The 16,441-nt window shown below is 62.5% G+C and carries 15 protein-coding genes; 6 read left to right on the top strand and 9 right to left on the bottom strand.

Translation table 11 applies throughout. The annotated features are described in order from the left end of the window. From sdhD to ACT2FV_RS13705, 4 genes are read right to left on the bottom strand one after another with little or no spacing between them, the layout of a single operon-like run. Entirely contained in the window at window positions 1-369 is a 369-nt protein-coding gene (gene sdhD / locus ACT2FV_RS13720) for a succinate dehydrogenase, hydrophobic membrane anchor protein (RefSeq protein ID WP_006399546.1), read from the bottom strand. A 4-nt stretch (window positions 370-373) separates the two neighbouring features. Further along, the gene (gene sdhC, locus ACT2FV_RS13715) at window positions 374-790 is read right to left on the bottom strand and encodes a succinate dehydrogenase, cytochrome b556 subunit (protein ID WP_175868010.1); all 417 of its coding nucleotides are present in this window, start codon (window positions 788-790) and stop codon (window positions 374-376) included. 13 nt (window positions 791-803) lie between these two features. Continuing rightward, window positions 804-1,256 (bottom strand): DUF3429 domain-containing protein, encoded by a 453-nt coding sequence (locus ACT2FV_RS13710; protein ID WP_444504103.1) that lies wholly within the window; start codon window positions 1,254-1,256, stop codon window positions 804-806. Window positions 1,257-1,258: 2 nt separating this feature from the next. Continuing rightward, entirely contained in the window at window positions 1,259-2,011 is a 753-nt protein-coding gene (locus tag ACT2FV_RS13705; protein ID WP_444504102.1) for an SDR family NAD(P)-dependent oxidoreductase, read from the bottom strand. A 285-nt stretch (window positions 2,012-2,296) separates the two neighbouring features. Between ACT2FV_RS13705 and ACT2FV_RS13700 the strand changes: the two genes are divergently transcribed. After that, window positions 2,297-3,319, top strand: a complete 1,023-nt coding sequence (locus tag ACT2FV_RS13700) for an NAD(P)/FAD-dependent oxidoreductase (RefSeq protein ID WP_444504101.1) — start codon at window positions 2,297-2,299, stop codon at window positions 3,317-3,319. Window positions 3,320-3,598: 279 nt separating this feature from the next. On the opposite strand, the gene ACT2FV_RS13695 is transcribed toward ACT2FV_RS13700, so the two are convergent. After that, window positions 3,599-5,128, bottom strand: a complete 1,530-nt coding sequence (locus ACT2FV_RS13695; RefSeq protein WP_444504100.1) for a cryptochrome/photolyase family protein — start codon at window positions 5,126-5,128, stop codon at window positions 3,599-3,601. A gap of 378 nt (window positions 5,129-5,506) precedes the next feature. Between ACT2FV_RS13695 and ACT2FV_RS13690 the strand changes: the two genes are divergently transcribed. After that, window positions 5,507-6,478: a MerR family transcriptional regulator gene (locus tag ACT2FV_RS13690; RefSeq protein ID WP_444504099.1), complete on the top strand. Its 972-nt coding sequence runs from the start codon at window positions 5,507-5,509 to the stop codon at window positions 6,476-6,478. A 226-nt stretch (window positions 6,479-6,704) separates the two neighbouring features. Here ACT2FV_RS13690 and ACT2FV_RS13685 read toward each other — a convergent pair whose 3' ends face one another. After that, on the bottom strand, window positions 6,705-7,664 hold the full coding sequence (locus tag ACT2FV_RS13685; RefSeq protein ID WP_151050359.1) for an alpha/beta hydrolase: 960 nt from the start codon (window positions 7,662-7,664) through the stop codon (window positions 6,705-6,707). A 759-nt stretch (window positions 7,665-8,423) separates the two neighbouring features. Here ACT2FV_RS13685 and ACT2FV_RS13680 point away from each other — a divergent pair. Continuing rightward, the gene (locus ACT2FV_RS13680) at window positions 8,424-8,936 is read left to right on the top strand and encodes a DUF2878 domain-containing protein (RefSeq protein ID WP_444504098.1); all 513 of its coding nucleotides are present in this window, start codon (window positions 8,424-8,426) and stop codon (window positions 8,934-8,936) included. Between the two features lie 98 nt (window positions 8,937-9,034). Beyond that, window positions 9,035-10,555: a cryptochrome/photolyase family protein gene (locus ACT2FV_RS13675; protein ID WP_151050363.1), complete on the top strand. Its 1,521-nt coding sequence runs from the start codon at window positions 9,035-9,037 to the stop codon at window positions 10,553-10,555. 290 nt (window positions 10,556-10,845) lie between these two features. Here ACT2FV_RS13675 and ACT2FV_RS13670 read toward each other — a convergent pair whose 3' ends face one another. Then, window positions 10,846-11,430: a fasciclin domain-containing protein gene (locus ACT2FV_RS13670; protein ID WP_444504097.1), complete on the bottom strand. Its 585-nt coding sequence runs from the start codon at window positions 11,428-11,430 to the stop codon at window positions 10,846-10,848. 265 nt (window positions 11,431-11,695) lie between these two features. Between ACT2FV_RS13670 and ACT2FV_RS13665 the strand changes: the two genes are divergently transcribed. Together ACT2FV_RS13665 and ACT2FV_RS13660 are read left to right on the top strand one after the other, a co-directional pair. Beyond that, window positions 11,696-12,385, top strand: coding sequence for a hypothetical protein (locus ACT2FV_RS13665; protein WP_444504096.1), 690 nt, complete (start codon window positions 11,696-11,698; stop codon window positions 12,383-12,385). A 20-nt stretch (window positions 12,386-12,405) separates the two neighbouring features. Then, a complete protein-coding gene (locus tag ACT2FV_RS13660) occupies window positions 12,406-13,074 on the top strand; it encodes a hypothetical protein (protein WP_444504095.1) in 669 nt (222 codons plus the stop codon). 333 nt (window positions 13,075-13,407) lie between these two features. Here ACT2FV_RS13660 and ACT2FV_RS13655 read toward each other — a convergent pair whose 3' ends face one another. Together ACT2FV_RS13655 and ACT2FV_RS13650 are read right to left on the bottom strand one after the other, a co-directional pair. Next, a complete protein-coding gene (locus ACT2FV_RS13655) occupies window positions 13,408-14,421 on the bottom strand; it encodes a hypothetical protein (RefSeq protein ID WP_151050368.1) in 1,014 nt (337 codons plus the stop codon). Window positions 14,422-14,725: 304 nt separating this feature from the next. Beyond that, window positions 14,726-16,291 carry a methyl-accepting chemotaxis protein gene (locus ACT2FV_RS13650; RefSeq protein WP_444504094.1) on the bottom strand — a complete coding sequence of 522 codons (1,566 nt, stop codon included), beginning with the start codon at window positions 16,289-16,291 and terminating at the stop codon, window positions 14,726-14,728. Window positions 16,292-16,441: the final 150 nt, after the last annotated feature.

Raw genomic sequence — 16,441 nt, 5'->3', positions numbered from 1 at the left:
TTACACTCTCCAGAGAATCTGCGCGGCGTAGCCCGCACATGCGAGCAGCCAGACGATGGTCAGCGATTGCAGCAGCAGGCGCACACCGACGGGCTTCACGTAGTCCATCCAGATGTCGCGCACGCCGACCCATGCGTGGTAGAAGAGGGAAAGCAGCGTCACGAAGGTCGCGAGCTTCATCCATTGCGCGGAGAAGATCGATGCCCAGCCTTCGTACGAGAAGTCGTGCGCGCCGAAGAACAGGACGAGCAGAATGACCGTGTAGACCGCCATGATCGTGGCGGTGACGCGCTGCGCGAGCCAGTCGCGCAGGCCGTAGTGCGCGCCGACGACGAGGCGCTTCGAGCCGATTCGGTTATTGGCTGCCATTTTCTTAGAATGCTCCGAACAGTTTGAGTGCCATGGCGATCGTCAGGGCGATCGAGACGACAAAGACGACGACGGCCGTCCGCTTGCCGCCTTCCTTCGAGACGGCGTCGTGGTTGACGTCCATCAGCAGGTGGCGAATGCCGGCGCAGAAATGGTGGAGGAACGCCCAGGACAGCGCGAGGACGATCAGCTTGACGACGATGTTGGAGAGGAAAGCCTTGAAGACTTCGAAGCTGAGCTCGGAGGTGAGACTCTGGTCGAAGAGGAACAGCAGGAACGGCAGGAACAGGAACAGCAGCGCGCCGCTGACTCGATGGAGGATCGACAATATCGCCGCCAAGGGCATGCGATATTTCATCGTGATATCGCCGAATCCGATGTTCCGGTATTCGGGTTGGCGTCGCGTTCGGGACGTAGTCATGGAAGGATCCGGATCAACCGTTCATCGAAGGTGTGGCGGCCAGTAGCGACAGGCCTGCCACACTCGTCAACAGGCACCGCAACGCGAAATACCAGGCCGGAATGAAATCCTTTCTCCACAGGACGCCGTCGACGGCCGCGCAGGCGACGAGCACGATCGCCATTCCCGTGAGCCGCGCGCCGATGCCAGGCATCATGAGCACGGCCCACGCCATCAATGCGGGAATCACGCTCCACCCGTAGAGAACACGCTGGCGGGGCGGCGATTCGGCTGCACGCAGCGCAACACCCCAATGCACGGCGCCGACGAACGACGCGATACACGCGGCGTAGTTCAGCAGCGCGTGCACGTAATCGTCACTGGCAGCCGACGCGTGGACACTCAGCCACGACAGCGAGATGAACGGCGCGAGGCCAGCCAGTGCCAACGCTGCGGGCACGCGGTAACGACGCAGGACCGCACGCATGGTCATGGCCTCGGCGGAACGATCAGCGCGCCCTGGCCGCCATCGACGCCGAATTGCTGGCCGGTCACCCATGATGCATCGTCGCTCAACAAGAACGCCGCAAGCGCGGCGGGATCGTCGCCGGCGCCGAGCCGTCCGAGCGGATTGGCGTCCGCGAGGCGCTTCGCGACCTGCGGCGCACTGGTCAGACGCGCGGACATCGCCGAGGCGATCAGGCCGGGATGAATGCAGTTGACGCGAATCCCGCGCGCCGCGTAGGTGGCGGCCGCCGACTGCGCGAGCGCGGCCACCGCGGCTTTCGCGCTGGCGATGGCTTCATGGTTCGGGAAGCCGGCTCTCGAAGCGACACTGCCGAACAGCACCGCACTGCCCCCTGCCCGAGCGGCGAGCAACACGCGGACGAACGCGCGCAATGCGTTCCATGCCGAGAAGTAATTCGCCGCGAACGCGTCGTGCAGTTCCGCATCCGAAATCGAATGCATCGGCTTGACGACGATCGAGCCGACGCAATGCGTGAGCCCGTCGGGCACGCCGAAGCGCTCGATGCCCGTCTCGAGCGCGCGATCGAGCGCCGCCGCGTCAGTCGCGTCGGCAGGCGCAACGACCACACGCTCGCGCGACATCGTCTCGGCAAGGGCGCCGAGACGATCCGCATTTCGTGCGGTGAGCACCATTGAAACGCCCTTGGCGTTCAAACGACGCGCGAGTGCGCTGCCAACGGCCCCCGTTGCACCGCAGATCCAGACAAAAGCCATGGCGACTCCTGTTGCGAGCATCCATCCCGTACGGCGACCCCGGCGCCTGCATGCACGGCGCTCGACGACCGCCGCGCGATGCGCGACCGGGTCGCGTCATGCCATTGATTACGGACTTCATTCTATGCCATTTTTGCGCCGCATGAAGCGACATTACGACTCACTATACGAACATGACGCAGTATATTCGGGTCAATAGTCACAGAATCCAGCCGATGGCGCTCGCATGACGTAGAATTATGGTGTGAGCGCGCAAAATGTGCGCACTATTCCGCATTTTTTAAGATGAATCAGATGACTGCATTTTCCGACTCACCCGCCACCATCGCGATCGTCGGCGCGGGAATTGCCGGCCTGGCGTGCGCGCGCGTCCTCGCCGAAGCGGGTCATCGAGTGACGGTGTTCGAGAAAAGCCGTGGAGTGGGCGGGCGAACGAGTACGCGTCGCGCGGACGGCTGGCAGGCCGATCATGGCGCGCAGTATTTCACTGCGCAACATCCGGCATTCGCCGCCGAAGTCGCGCGATGGGTCGCAAGCGGCGCAGCCGCCTCGTGGGCCGCGCGCGTCGCATCGATTGGCTCGCTCGGGCCGCGGGAATTGCTCGCGCCAGCTCAGCGATACGTGGGCGTGCCGGGCATGACTGCACCGGCGCGGCATCTGTCGGCGGGAATCGAGACGGTGCTCGAGACCACGATCACCGAGTTGAGGCGCGACGAACAGGGCTGGCGACTGATCTCGGCCGAGCAGGGTGCGCTGGCCGTGCATCACGATGTCGTCATCGTTGCAGTCCCGGCGCCGCAGGCCGTACCGCTCCTGCGGCGCGCCGAACCGGGTCTCGCGGTGATCGCCCAGCGTACCGAGATGCGCCCGGCCTGGGCAGTGATGGCGCAGTGCGGCCATTTGCCCGATCCGGGCTTCGATGCCGCATTCGTCAATTTCGGTCCGCTTGGCTGGATCGCCCATGACACATCCAAGCCGGGGCGCACCGGCGTGAGCACCTGGGTGCTGCACGCGACGCCCGAGTGGAGCCAGGCTCATCTGGAGGCACCGCCCGAGCGGATCACGCGCACGCTGCTGGACGCCTTTCGAGACATCGTGGGCGCCACCGCCGACACGGCAACCGCCCATCGCTGGCGCTATGCCGAGCTGGCGCCGTCGTCTGTCGCGGCTCCCGGCCGATTTGCGTGGCGGGCGGGGCCGCGCATCGGACTGTGCGGCGACTGGCTGGGCGGCGGCAAGATCGAAGGCGCATGGCTCAGCGGCACCGGCCTCGGCAGCGCGGTGGCCGACACCCTGATCACGCGCTGAGCGGCACCGCTCGGCGCTCCGCCGCATCACGGCGGCGACCCGAGCGCGCCTTCGCTTGCCGGCGCGGGTTGCTGTGCTCGCGTGATGCCTCGCTGTTCAAACCACGTCGACCACTCGAACCCGCTTCGCTTCGCGAACGCGCCGCTCGGCGGTCGGCAGGATTGCGCCGGCGCGAGGCAATGGAGATCATTGGCGATCCGAAGCGAATGACGCACTCACGCCGTACGCGCACGCTTCCCACACGCCGTTTTCGACGAAGGCGGCCGATGACGGAACGGCCTACAGCGATTCGATATTCCGTACGACGCTGTCCGCCTGCATGCGAATCGCTTCGAGCGCCTCGTTATCGAAACGCGCGAGCTGCCGATAGACCATCGCAAGCCGATGGTTGTGTTGCAGCGCGTCCCTGTGCCGATCGAAAAAGTCCCAGTACAACGCGTTGAACGGGCATGCGCGCGCACCGGTTCGGGCATTGCGGTCGTACGCGCAGCCCTTGCAGTAATTGCTCATCCGATGGATGTACGCGGCGCTGGAAACGTAGGGCTTGGTTGCCATTGCGCCGCCGTCGGCGAATTGACTCATGCCGAGCGTGTTCGGCATCTCGACCCATTCGAACGCATCGATATAGACACCGAGATACCATTCATGCACCGCGTGCGGATCCAGCCCGGCCAGCAGCGCAAAGTTGCCGATCACCATCAGCCGCTGGATATGGTGCGCATGCGCGTCTTCGAGCGACTGCCGCAACGCATGCGACATGCAGGCCATTCGGGTGCGGCCATTCCAGAACCAATGCGGCAACGGGCCGCGATGACCGAACGCATTGCTTTTTTCATAGCCCGGCATGCGTGCCCAGTACACACCTCGCACGAACTCGCGCCAGCCGAGTATCTGCCGGATGAACCCTTCGACCGCGGCAAGCGGTGCCGCGCCACTGCGATACGCGTGCTCGGCCCGCGCGACGACTTCGCGCGGATTCAACATTTTCACATTGAGCGCGAACGACAGCATCGAGTGGAACAGTCGCCGAGCACTCCCATGCATCGCGTCCTGGAACTGCCCGAAAAACGGCAGTGCGTGCCGGATGAAGGAGTCGAGGCAGGCGAGCGCTTCGGCTCGATCGACGGGCCAGCGGAAGTCGTCGGCCGACGGCTCCCCGAAACTGCGCACCCCAGCCGCCACGATCTGCCGCCACAGCGCGCGATGATCGTGATGCGGACGCCAGTCGGCCGGTTCCGCAGGCGAGCCGGACCAAGCCTGGCGGTTTTCGGCATCGTAGTTCCATTGCCCGCCTGCCGGCTGCCCTTCCCCGTCGAGCAATACGCGATGGCGCACGCGCATGTTCCGGTAGAAGCGATCCATGATCCATGATCGGCCCGTTCCGAGCACCCGCCCGACCTCGTCGCGCGTCGTGTAGAAATGACCGGTATCGACCGCGCGAACCGGCACGCTCGCCGCTGCTGCATAGGCGCTCAGTTGCTGGCCGACACGCCATTCGTCGGGCAGTAGATACTCGATGCACGCTGCGCCGTGAAGCTCGGCGACACTGTCCAGGTTGGCGGGAATGGCCTGGCGATTGAGCGGGTCGTCGATCTCGATGTAGTGCACGCGATGGCCCGCATCGCGCAACAGCTTCGCGAAGCGACGCATCGCCGCAAAAATGGCAATCAGCTTCTGAGCGTGATGGAGCGTGTAGTCGGTCTCCTGCCGAACCTCCATCAGCACGTATGTCGTTTCAGCCCGGACATCGGAAAACCAATGATGATTCGGGTCCAGCTGGTCGCCGAGGACAAGCCTTAATGTCTTCATGGAACGCTTCGCCATTGATGATTGCCGCCTGGGTTGTCGAGACACCTGCATCGCCACCTCGCGGCACGCCCCACGCCAGAATCTGTCGCCGCGTCACGACCACGCTCGCCCGTCCGTCGGCGGCGCTGTCTGGAAACGCCCGCGTCATTGCGCATCGAACGAAACACCTTGCCCCTCCTAGCTAGCGCCCCGCACCGCGCGACCTGACTGACCTCGCGACACCGAGCGGTGCCGCTCCGACGCATTCTAGTCGGCTCGCACTTCGCGAACCAGCTTTCCAGGCAAAAATCCGCATATTGAATCACTTTCCTGCTTCAAATTTCAGGCAAACTGCGTACAATCCTGAGACAACAGTACGTCGACTTTAGGAGAGCAACGATGCCCCCTCGCAAGGATCGCGATACTCCTCACCGCTATCGCAGCGGCGAGGCCGCGCGTCTGGCGCGCATGCCGGCAGCAACGCTGAGGATCTGGGAAAGGCGCTATGACGTGATTGCTCCGCCCAAAACGCCGTCCGGACAAAGGATGTACTCGGACGACGACGTACAGCGAATCCGTTTGCTGAAAGCGCTCGTCAATCAGGGCCATGCGATCGGCTCGATCGCCAGCCTGAGCCGCGAGGAACTCGAGGCGTTGTCGCTGACGAATACGCGTGGCCCGGCGTTTCCCGAGGCGGCGGTGAGCCTCGCGGTCATCGGTGCGCTTTCGATTTCGGAAGCCGCGGTAGAGCGAATGGGAATCCGGATCGCCGCACGAATCGACTCGCTTGACGACGCGAGCGAGCATGCGAGTACGCCAGTAGACGCCCTCATCGCGACGACCACGTCGCTCCATGAGGATGTCGTCTCGCAGCTCGCTGCGTTGGCGCAAAAGCTCAACGCGCATGCCGTGGCCGTCGTGTACGCGTTCGGCACCGCAGAGGCGGTCGAGCTGGCGCGTCTGTCGGGGTTCGAGCTTTTCCGGTCGACGGAAGGCCAGACCAACCCCGCATCCATCATTTCGAGACTGGCGCAAGCCGTCGTCAAGGCGCGCCAGTCGAACGAGGCGGATCGCGGGCTTTGGCTGCGCACGCGGCGACGCTTCGACGAAGCGACGCTGGCGTCGCTCAGCGGCCTGTCCACCACCGTCAAATGCGAGTGTCCGCGTCATCTCTCCGAATTGATCATGCAGCTCGGTGCGTTCGAGCGATACAGTGATGAATGCGTGTCACGATCGCCGGCCGATGCGTTGCTGCACCGCCACCTCGGAGACGCAGCAAACCGCGCGGCCGAATTGCTCGAGACGGCGCTTGCCATCATTCTTCGCGAAGAGGGATTGGGCGGAACGACGCCGGAGCTGAAGGCGCTGTAGCGCGGCAAGCGCCGCCGACTGTTCCGACCTGCCCGCGACGATAGGTGGCGATGCTGCGCAGCACACTTGTCAAGCGCATCGTCGCGCGCAATGTGCTGGCAACGAGTGCCACCCTCTTGCGACGCGTTCGTCGTTGAGCGGCGACGCCGCGGGTTTGTCCGACCGCACGACAAGCCGTCGATCCAGGACCGGCACACCTGCGGGTACAACGCAGGGCTTTCCTCGATCATCGAGCCGGAACCGAAGAGCGAGCCACCGCGGCAGGGGTTGTCGGCTGCCCGCTCGCGGTTCCAGCATTCGACGCCTTCGCGACGCGATCCGTGAACGCGGAGAGATCGTCGAGCACTGACGCCACCCCTCTCAACGGCGCGCCCAGAACACCGACGATCGACGCATGGCTCACGTTCCCGTAACGCATGACCACGACGGAGTCGCCCATGTCTTGCAATGCGCGCGCGAAGCGGTACGTGTTGCCGGGCTCGACCACCGTGTCGTTCTCCGCGACTGCCAGCCACATCGGCGGCTCTGTACCCTGAACGAATCGAATCGGCTGGCTCGCCGCACGCGCTTCCTGCGGGAATATCTTTTCAAGCGTTGCATCACGCAGCGGCAGGAAGTCATAAGCGCCGGCCAGACCAATCACGCCGGCGATATCGCTCTTCTGCATCTCCTGTGCCGCCAGATAGCGGCCGTCGGTCGCAAGCAATGCGGCAATCTGGGCGCCCGCGGAGTGCCCCATCAGAAACAGGCGACGCGGATCGCCGCCGAACGCAACTGCGTGCTCGCGTGCCCACGCCACCGCCTGCGCCGCATCGTCGACGAAACCGGGAAAGGTGGTCGCCGGATACGTCCTATAGTCGGGCAACACGGCAACAAAACCCCTCGACGCCAAGGCCTCTCCCACGAACAGATAGTCCTTGCGCTCACCGGACTGCCAGCTTCCGCCGTAAAGGAACACGACCACAGGCGCGCCCGCATTCGCATCGGCCGGCCAGTGATGCAAGACGCGCGCGGGCAAGTAGACGTCGAGCACTTGACGCTCGCCGGGTCCGTACGGGATATCTGCGAAAAGACTGAACGTGTACCTCGGCGTTAGCGCGTTCAGAAGCCGCACCGGACTACACGCGCAGAGGAAACCGACCGCGAGCAGCACCGACAGGACGGTCAGTCCGGCTTTCATGTTCATGCAAATCTCCTTACCTGACGATTCCGGTCGCATCCGCCGCCGTGTATGGGGATTTACGGAACTTGCGCGGACGCGGATGCATGCATCGCACGACAGCCGACACCCGCCGTCCAGGAGCTACAAGCGGATGTTCATTGTTCGGGCGCCGGCACGCTCAGGCAATCTAGCGTCTCGTTCGAACGCCCTGCCCGGATGCCGCCCCGTTGGCCCGTCGGCCCGGTTCAATCCCCGACGCTGCGCGACATCAGGCGCGCTATCCCAATGCGTCGCAGCGGCAACATCGTAAGCGGCCGTGCAGTCCACAGCGCTACCGGCCGCCGGGTGCCCCCTCAACGGCATCCAGATATTCCCTTCGCAAGTGCATCCGTCCGCAATGCAGCGTCGTATTGGAGATGAGAATCGACGCCGAATGCCGACAATCGCTCCCTGCAAAGCTATCGTCTGGCAATGGTTCCGCTCGTCGACGATATTGAGAGCCGTCTGCCATGAACGTTCTACCTGCCACTTTCCCCGAGATGCAACGTCGCCGTGGCGGCTGGATCGATTTCGCTTGTCGTCGAGGGCGACGTAGCGCTTTGCTCGGCGCGCACATATGTGCACCACTGATGCACGCGGCATGGCGACCATGCCGTTACTGATCCCGCGCGAACGATTATGACAAGTGCTACGAATCAAGGAACGTCGAGCACGCCAGCGCTGGGCGCCGTTCGCGTGTACGTCTACCTTGCGACGACCCAGATAGGATGGCTGGCATGCGTGATGACTGCCGCATCGCAACGCGCCGCGTGGGGAGTCGCGTATGCGCTGATCGCGACGGTCGGCCATCTTCTCTTCGCGCGCCGACCGTCCTCCGAGGCGCGGCTCGTCCTCACGGTCACGGTGTCCGGATGGTTATGGGACAGTGCCGTTGCGCATTCCGGCCTGCTTGTATACCCGAACGGCGTTTTGCTCGAAGGAACAGCGCCGTACTGGCTTGCGGGACTATGGGCGCTGTTCGCGATTCAACTCAATACTTTGCTGCACTGGCTCCGGGAGCGACCGCTCATCTCGGTGCTCGTCGGCGCATTCGCAGGCCCGGCGTCATTTCGCGCAGGTGCGGCGCTGGGGGCCGTTCATTTCAACGATCCGACTGCAGCGCTCGTCGTTATCGCAACCGGCTGGGCGTTCATCTTGCCGGCCGCGCTCGCGATTGCACGCCATTGGGATGGGGTAACGCCCCTTTCTCCGCCAACAATCGGCGCAGACGTCATGAATGACGCCCGCGACGAATAGAGACATTGGCTCGACAGAGCCGGAAACGCACAAGAGCGCTTCATCTCCGATTCTCCGATCACGTTCACATTGCCAACGCACCTTCTCAGGCAACGCACATGACAAGCTCCGAATTGCCGTATCAATCCCGCCCCGTTATCGTATGGTTTCGTGATGACCAGCGGCTCAGCGACAATCCCGCACTTTCTCATGCGGTCAGTACCGGCCATCCTGTTGTTTGCGCATATGTATACGACCCTGCCCCGAAGCTCGGGCGTCCCATGGGTGGCGCGCAACGGTGGTGGCTGCACGAGTCCTTGAGAAAACTCGATGACGCGCTTTCCGCTCTCGGTGGCTCGCTGATCGTGCTTCGCGGCAACGAACATGAAGCCATCATGAGTCTCGCCCTCGAGACCCAGGCGGCAATGGTTTTGTGGAATCGCCGCTACTCGAAAGCGCAAACGGAAATAGATGCATCGATCAAGAAAGACTTGATCGGCCGCGGAATCGAAGTTTCAACATTCAATGGCCATCTTTTGCGGGAACCTTGGACAGTCACCACACGTGAAGGCTTGCCGTTCCAGGTGTTCAGCGCGTACTGGAGAGCCGCTCAGCGCGATGATTTTTCCCCGCCATGTCCACTATCGGCGCCCTCTCGGATCACGTTCTTTGCCCTCTCCAAAAACGTCAGCGCACACCTCTGTACGCTTGCCGAGCTTGCACTGCAGCCCTCAACGCCTGACTGGGCCGAGGGGCTGCGTGCGACCTGGCGATGCGGCGAGGATGCTGCTGGACATCAACTTGAGGCCTTCATTGAAAACTCGTTTTCCGATTATGCCGGCGCACGAGATTTTCCAGCCACTCAAGCGACGAGCCGGCTTTCTCCCTATCTTCGCTTTGGCAACATCTCGGCTCGGCAAGTGTGGTACGCGACGTTATCAGCGGTAGACGCAATGCGAAGCAGGCGAGTTGTTCGCATTGAAGATTCCCAAAAAGAGTCGTTTAGCAAGTTCTTCAGTGAGCTCGGATGGAGAGAATTCTCGTATTATCTTCTCTATCACTGCAAACCCCTCCATCAGTTCAATTTTCGGCCTCAGTTTGACTCCATGCCGTGGCGCACCGACGCAAAGGCGCTTCGCATGTGGCAAATGGGAAAAACAGGATACCCGCTGGTAGACGCCGGCATGCGCGAGCTTTGGCACACTGGCTGGATGCACAACCGCGTGCGCATGGTGACAGCGTCATTTCTCACAAAGCACTTGCTCATCGATTGGCGTGAGGGCGAAGCATGGTTCTGGGATACGCTGGTTGACGCCGATGAGGCAAGCAATCCCGCCGGGTGGCAATGGGTTTCAGGAAGCGGCGCCGACGCAGCCCCGTATTTTCGAATCTTCAATCCTGTTTTGCAGGGGAAAAAATTCGATCCGAAAGGCGAATACACGCGGCGGTGGGTGCCCGAACTCTCCGCACTCCCCGCCGAATCCGTCCACAGCCCATGGACCGCTTCTACTGAAGCGCTGCAAGAAGCATCCATCAGTCTCGGCGCAAGTTATCCATTTCCGATCGTGGATCACCAGCTTGCACGCGCGCGAGCCCTCAGCTCGTTAGATCTCCTGGATACCCAAAGCCAAAGGAAGTGATCCTCGGTCGTTATCGAGAAGGTACGGGACGGCACGGGCAACTTCGGCTACAACCCGGCCACCGGCAAGTTCGTCGATCTCGTCGAAGCCGGTATCGTCGATCCCACCACGGTGACGCGGACTGCGCAGCAAGATCGATCGCTGCGATCGAGCACGAATCGTCGGTTGCAACGTTCGGGCTCGACCGTGCGAAAGAAGCGCCCCGACGACACACCGGGGTCGATGTGATGTGCAGGAGCGTGCCGCCCGCTTCCGCACATCACGTTCTCTGTCAGATACAGGCTGAAGTATCAGGGCATCAGCACGGAGTCGACCACGTGAATCACGCCGTTGGACTGCATGACATCGCCGATCGTTACGTGCGCAACGTTACCCTTGTCGTCGGTGATGGCCAGCCCGTTCGAGCCACGGCTGACGATCAGGGCATCACCTTCGACTGTCTTCAGCGTCGCCTTGCCGCCACCTTGGTCGACCGCCTTGACAAGGTCGAGTGCCGTGAGTCGTCCGGGTACGACGTGATACGTGAGCACCTTGACGAGCACACCCTTGTTCTCCGGCTTCAATAACGTCTGCACCGTGCCAGCCGGCAACGCGGCGAATGCCTCGTTGGTCGGTGCAAATACCGTGAACGGCCCTTTGCTCGACAATGTGTCGACCAGCCCCCCGGCCTTGACCGCTTCGACCAACGTCGTGTGATCATGAGAATTCACCGCGTTTTCGACGATGTTCCTGGACGGGTACATCGCAGCGCCGCCCACCTCGACCGTCTGCTCCATCGACATGGATCCTGTCTCGGCGGCCTGCGCGTAAATGCACGTTGCGAATGCAAGGGCGAGCGCCACGCCCCCCAGTTTTGCTTTGCTGCCAGATTTCATTTGGGTTCTCCGGGAAATTTGCCGCTGTTGGCTGGAAGCATTCGGATATACGAGTCGACCCGCGCAGCGGATGCGCGGTTGACCACTTCATCGTGACCAGATCTGCGGACGGGGGACTGGCAAGGGTGTCGAAACCATGTCCATCTGCGGACGTCACTGCATCCGTTCTTGCTTTGCCGCCGTATATAGGTGTGCCATCCAGCCAAGGTGCTTGGCGTCCCACCTCGGGAAATGGCGTCGCGATGGCATCCAGAGGAGACAACTCATGAAGCGTTCCATTGGTATCGCGGTTGCCGCAGCGGCGCTGTTCGCGCTCAGCGCTTGCGGAGGCGGAGATGACATTGCTCCAGCGGTCGCGCAACACCCGGAGAATCAGGCCATCTGGGCCGCGCTCGGTGGAGATTCGGCTGCCCCCGGCGTGGTGGCCGGCGTGGTCAATTCAGCTGTCGCAGGCCTTTTGGCGGACCCGGTCGAGGCGCCCTATTTTGCGGCGGTAACCGGTAATGCCAGCCACAGCAGTGCAGCCCATGACACCCCCGCACGGCTTGAAGCATGTCTCACGCTGCAGTTTGAATCGCTCCTCGGCGGTCCGTACACCTACCCTGGCCCGGTCAAGGTCGCTGGAGACATCGACTCCCAGCCGGAGATGTGCCAAGACATGACGGCTGCTCATAACGACGTCGGCGTTCCAGGCTGCGTGTTCGACCAGTTCATGGTGGATCTCGTCGCGACGCTGCAAAGCAAACTCTCGGCCGCAGACTTTGCAGCACTGACGTCGACGACAAACGGAACGTACGCGCTCACCGAGAAAAATTCAGCCGGCATCCCGGTTGGCACGAAGTTCCAGTTCAGTGCGGTACCAGCCCTGTTCAACCTGCGTAGTACCGTAATCAACGCCACGCCCGGCGGCCCGGTGTATCTTCCCCCGACGGTTGCAACATCATGCACGGGCTGACTGCGGTGCGCAGAACTCACGTGATTGCCTGGCTCACTGCGGCAATCCTCGTGAGTGTTGCCGCGATCGGCTGGTTGCACACGTCACAGGGGCGACGGCTCCTCACCGAGCTTGGCGTGCAGTGTCCAGTTGATTCCGTCGATACCCGAACGGTGCTGTCGATTCGCAACAAAGCCATTTTGCTGGAGAAGGGCGTATCAGCGGCCCCTAACCGTCCTGCGTTCGGCCTGCAGCTTGATCGCAGTACCGAACGAGAAGTGTTGGAAAGAATGTCGCAGGACAAAGCGCAGTGCCTCGAATTGTCCCGAGGCTTGCGCTACCTGCGCTGTCGGGGAGTGCCTGCAGAAACGCTCGGCTCGCATGGCCCACCAGTGAGCGAAATATGGTTCAGCTTCGCGCCGGATCGCACGCTGATGGCCATCAATGTGTACCGTCGCGACATGTCCGTAGCTGAAACACGGCAGAGCTGGCAGATCGCCGTCCAGAATCTGCGCAATTTGCTCGGTGCGCCAACATCCGTGTCTGGAGATACAACGCTGGAATCGCTTATAGGCAAACCCGTGGCGGTTGCACGGGTGAGCTACGCCTATTCGGATTACGTTGCGACAGTTACCGCATCCCACTTGCCATACGGGGGATTGGCAGTCCGCGAGCAGTATATGTCGACCGCGGTCAAGCAAGAAGGATGAAGACTCGGACGAGATGCCCGACCACGGTCCGGCATCTCGCGAACCTCACCGCTGGTGAAGATCGCCGGGAGTCAGTAAGCGAATCAGTTCGCATTCCAGCTACGACGACGTTCCAATTCAGCATCCGTTTGTTAGAACTCTTAATAATGTAACCAGTATAAAAATCGCCCCGACGACAAAGCGACTCACTTACTGCGCCGGCTTGTTCCACCGACTAACCCGCGCTCGCGCGTCCACACGATCGCCTCGCCGCGCCTGTTCACGTCGAGCACCGCGAAGCCGTCGGCCGTGACCTCGCAAAAAAAGCGTGAGCCTGAACGCAAGAACGAGCCATTAGAAATTGCGCGCCAGGCCGACCATGAACATGTCCTGATCCTTGTCGTTGCCCGTTGCGACACGATTGAAGCGCAAGCTGGCAGCCCAATCGTTCGTGACCTGATAGCTCACCTGCGCGCTGAGCAAGGCATTGAGTCTCGTCTTGCTCGAGACTTCGTCCCGATCGCGCGAGAGATACGGACCTACGCCTGCGGAAAGCGTCCATTTGCTCTTGATCGGCGCGACGTACCAGAGTTGCGCTGCCACGCCTCTTCGACCGGCGACGCCATTATTGCCTTCGTAGACGAAGCTCGCCGAATAGGCCCACGCATTGCCGAGCGGCCGCTTGACCTCGACCATATACCCTTTTTCGATCGGCACTTGAGGACGGTTCGTCTGCGACGTCCCGGCCCAAACGCCAACCTGAGTCTTGCCGTCCGAAAGCGCGGGGCCGGGATCGCCGCCGAAATCCGAGCCGATGCCGAAGAGCACTGCGTCGGAATTGAATCCGCCGATCATCTGGACGTGGTTGTACTGGACCTTGAGGAAGAAGCGGTTGGGAACGACGTAATACCGCACCCCTGCCGACGCACGCAGACCCCAGCGCTTGTCGTTGCGCACCGCGTTGTCGACATGCGTCGTGTCCATGCTGAAATACGGTCCCGCCGAGAATTCGAGCGCCACGCGGTTGCCGACCGGCCAGCGAAACGAACCCAGGGCGGCGAAGCCGTCACGGTGGTGATCCAGGGGATGCCCCTCGTTCACATACGCGAGGTAGACCGAGAGGTAGTCATTCAAGACGTCGCCGAAGCCGACTTCGTAGGCGCGCCAATGCATGTCGCCGCCCTCGGTCGCGCGTCCGTCGCCATACACGGCATAGACGTTGATTTTTCTTTCAGTTGGCTTGACCCCGGTCGCCAAGCTCGACGGACTGTCCTCGGCGTGAACGTGGCCTGGGCCGGCCAGAATTGCCAGACCGGCGATCGAGCTTGTGAGCACGAAGCGCGAATAGATGCGACGGCACTGTCCCATTTGGACACCCCCTCACTCTGGTCACAGCGATTTCCTGGACAAGCTGACAGCGATTATAGGCTGCCTCGGGTAACAGGGGCCAGGCCAGTCGCTACGCCGGTTGTAGCGTTTACGAGCGGCTCTCGCGATCGGTTGATGCCGGCATGGGTGGCAGTTCCTTCAACTTGCATTTCGCTGAACGCGGCCGTGTCATTCATGGCGACACCCTATCCGCAGGTCGCTGAACCTTGTCACGTGAAAGCGCCGCTCGGGCAAGGCTGCTCGCCATGTTACCGGCCATGTGGATTGAGACGGCCGCCCGGGATCACGAATCAGCTTGCGCGGAACCGATCCGAAAGACCGAGACAGTCGCCTCCAGCTGCCCCGCCTGCTCCTTCAGCGACAGCGCGGCCGCCGACGCCTGCTGAACCAGCGCCGCGTTTTGCTGGGTCACCTGATCCATTTGCGTCACGGCCTGATTGACCTGTTCGATGCCTCTGGACTGCTCGTCGGACGCGGCCGCAATCTCGCCCATCAGCACGTGCACGCGTTGCACCGACGTCAGGATATCCGCCATCGTCCCGGTCGCGCGATCGACCTGTCGCGCACCGGTCTCGACGCGTCTCAGCGAATCCGTGATCAGTTCCTTGATCTCGCGGGACGCCGTGGCGCTGCGTTGGGCGAGCGATCGCACTTCGCCTGCGACGACCGCGAATCCGCGTCCCTGCTCGCCTGCCCGCGCCGCTTCGACCGCCGCATTCAGCGACAGGATGTTGGTCTGGAATGCGATGCCTTCGATGACGGAGATGATTTCGGCGATCTTGCCCGACGCTTCCGACAGGCCGCGCATCGTGTTGACGACTTCCTGCGTCGCCTGATTGCCCTCTTCGGTCAGCAACGCCGCGTCTTGCACCACCTGATTCGCCTGCTTCGCATTCTCGGCATTCTGGCGAACCGTCGAAGTCAGTTGCTCCATCGAGGCGGCCGTTTCCTCCAGCGACGCGGCCTGCTCTTCGGTCCGTTGCGACAGGTCCATGTTGCCGGCCGTGATCTCGTGCGCGGCCGTCTCGATGGAGTGCGAGCCTTCCCGCACCACGCGAATCGTCTGCAGCAGCTTGCCTTGCATCGCCCGCAGGCCGGTCATCAGTTGCCCCATCTCGTCGGTCGAATCGACATCGATCCGCGTCGTCAGGTCGCCGCCGGCGATCGCGCTGAAATGGTCGAGTGCGTGCGCAAGCGGCGCACCGATCGCGCGCTGAAGCGACCACCACGTGAGTACGGCTGCGCCGAGCGCGACCAGGATGCCGGCGATCGCGATCCCGACGAACCAGTGGAAACGCGCCTGCGCGGCATCGAACGTGACCCGGGAAGCCGTGATCTGGATTCGGCCGAGGGCGTCCATCGCGTCGGAGACGTCGATGAATAGCGACGGCGGTATGTGCCGCCAGACGTCGGGGATTTTCACGGGATCGCGCGCGTCGATGGCGCTGAACATCGGTTCGAGGCCGTTCTCGACGAGCGCGTTGAACTTCGTGTTCGCGTCGGCCGCGCGGCGCGCTTCTTCGGGGCCGGAGAGCCGCAGCGCGCGATACGCGTCCCACGCCTTTTTCGACGCGGCCAGCAGTTCCCGGGATGTCGCGGTTTCCTGCGGCACGTCGGGACTGCTCGGATCGAGCGCGATGCGATACAGCCACAGGCGGGTTCTCGACAGCGCGACATTCGCCTGGCCGAGCGCCTCCGACGATGCGAGCCGGTCGGAATAAAGCGTCTTCACATCGTCGTTGCTTATCGCTACGCCAATGACACCGATGATGCCGCCGATGACGAGCAGTACGCCGAGAAAGCCCATCGCCAGCGCCAGCCGGACGCGAATGCTGAAATTCCTGATCATGATGAGGGAAGCGTTGAGCACGAAACCGTTGCATGCGACGCATGCGTGTCCAGCCGATCGAAGGCGGCACGTGCGAGACCGATGCCACGATAACGACCGGAGCGGCGCGTGAATTAGTGCGGAACCGACAAGGAACGTTTCCGGAAACGG

The organism is Burkholderia sp. PR2 (genome assembly GCF_052372875.1).
In the GTDB taxonomy this organism is placed as follows: domain Bacteria; phylum Pseudomonadota; class Gammaproteobacteria; order Burkholderiales; family Burkholderiaceae; genus Burkholderia; species Burkholderia diffusa.
This window is presented reverse-complemented; position numbering and strand designations above follow the sequence as displayed.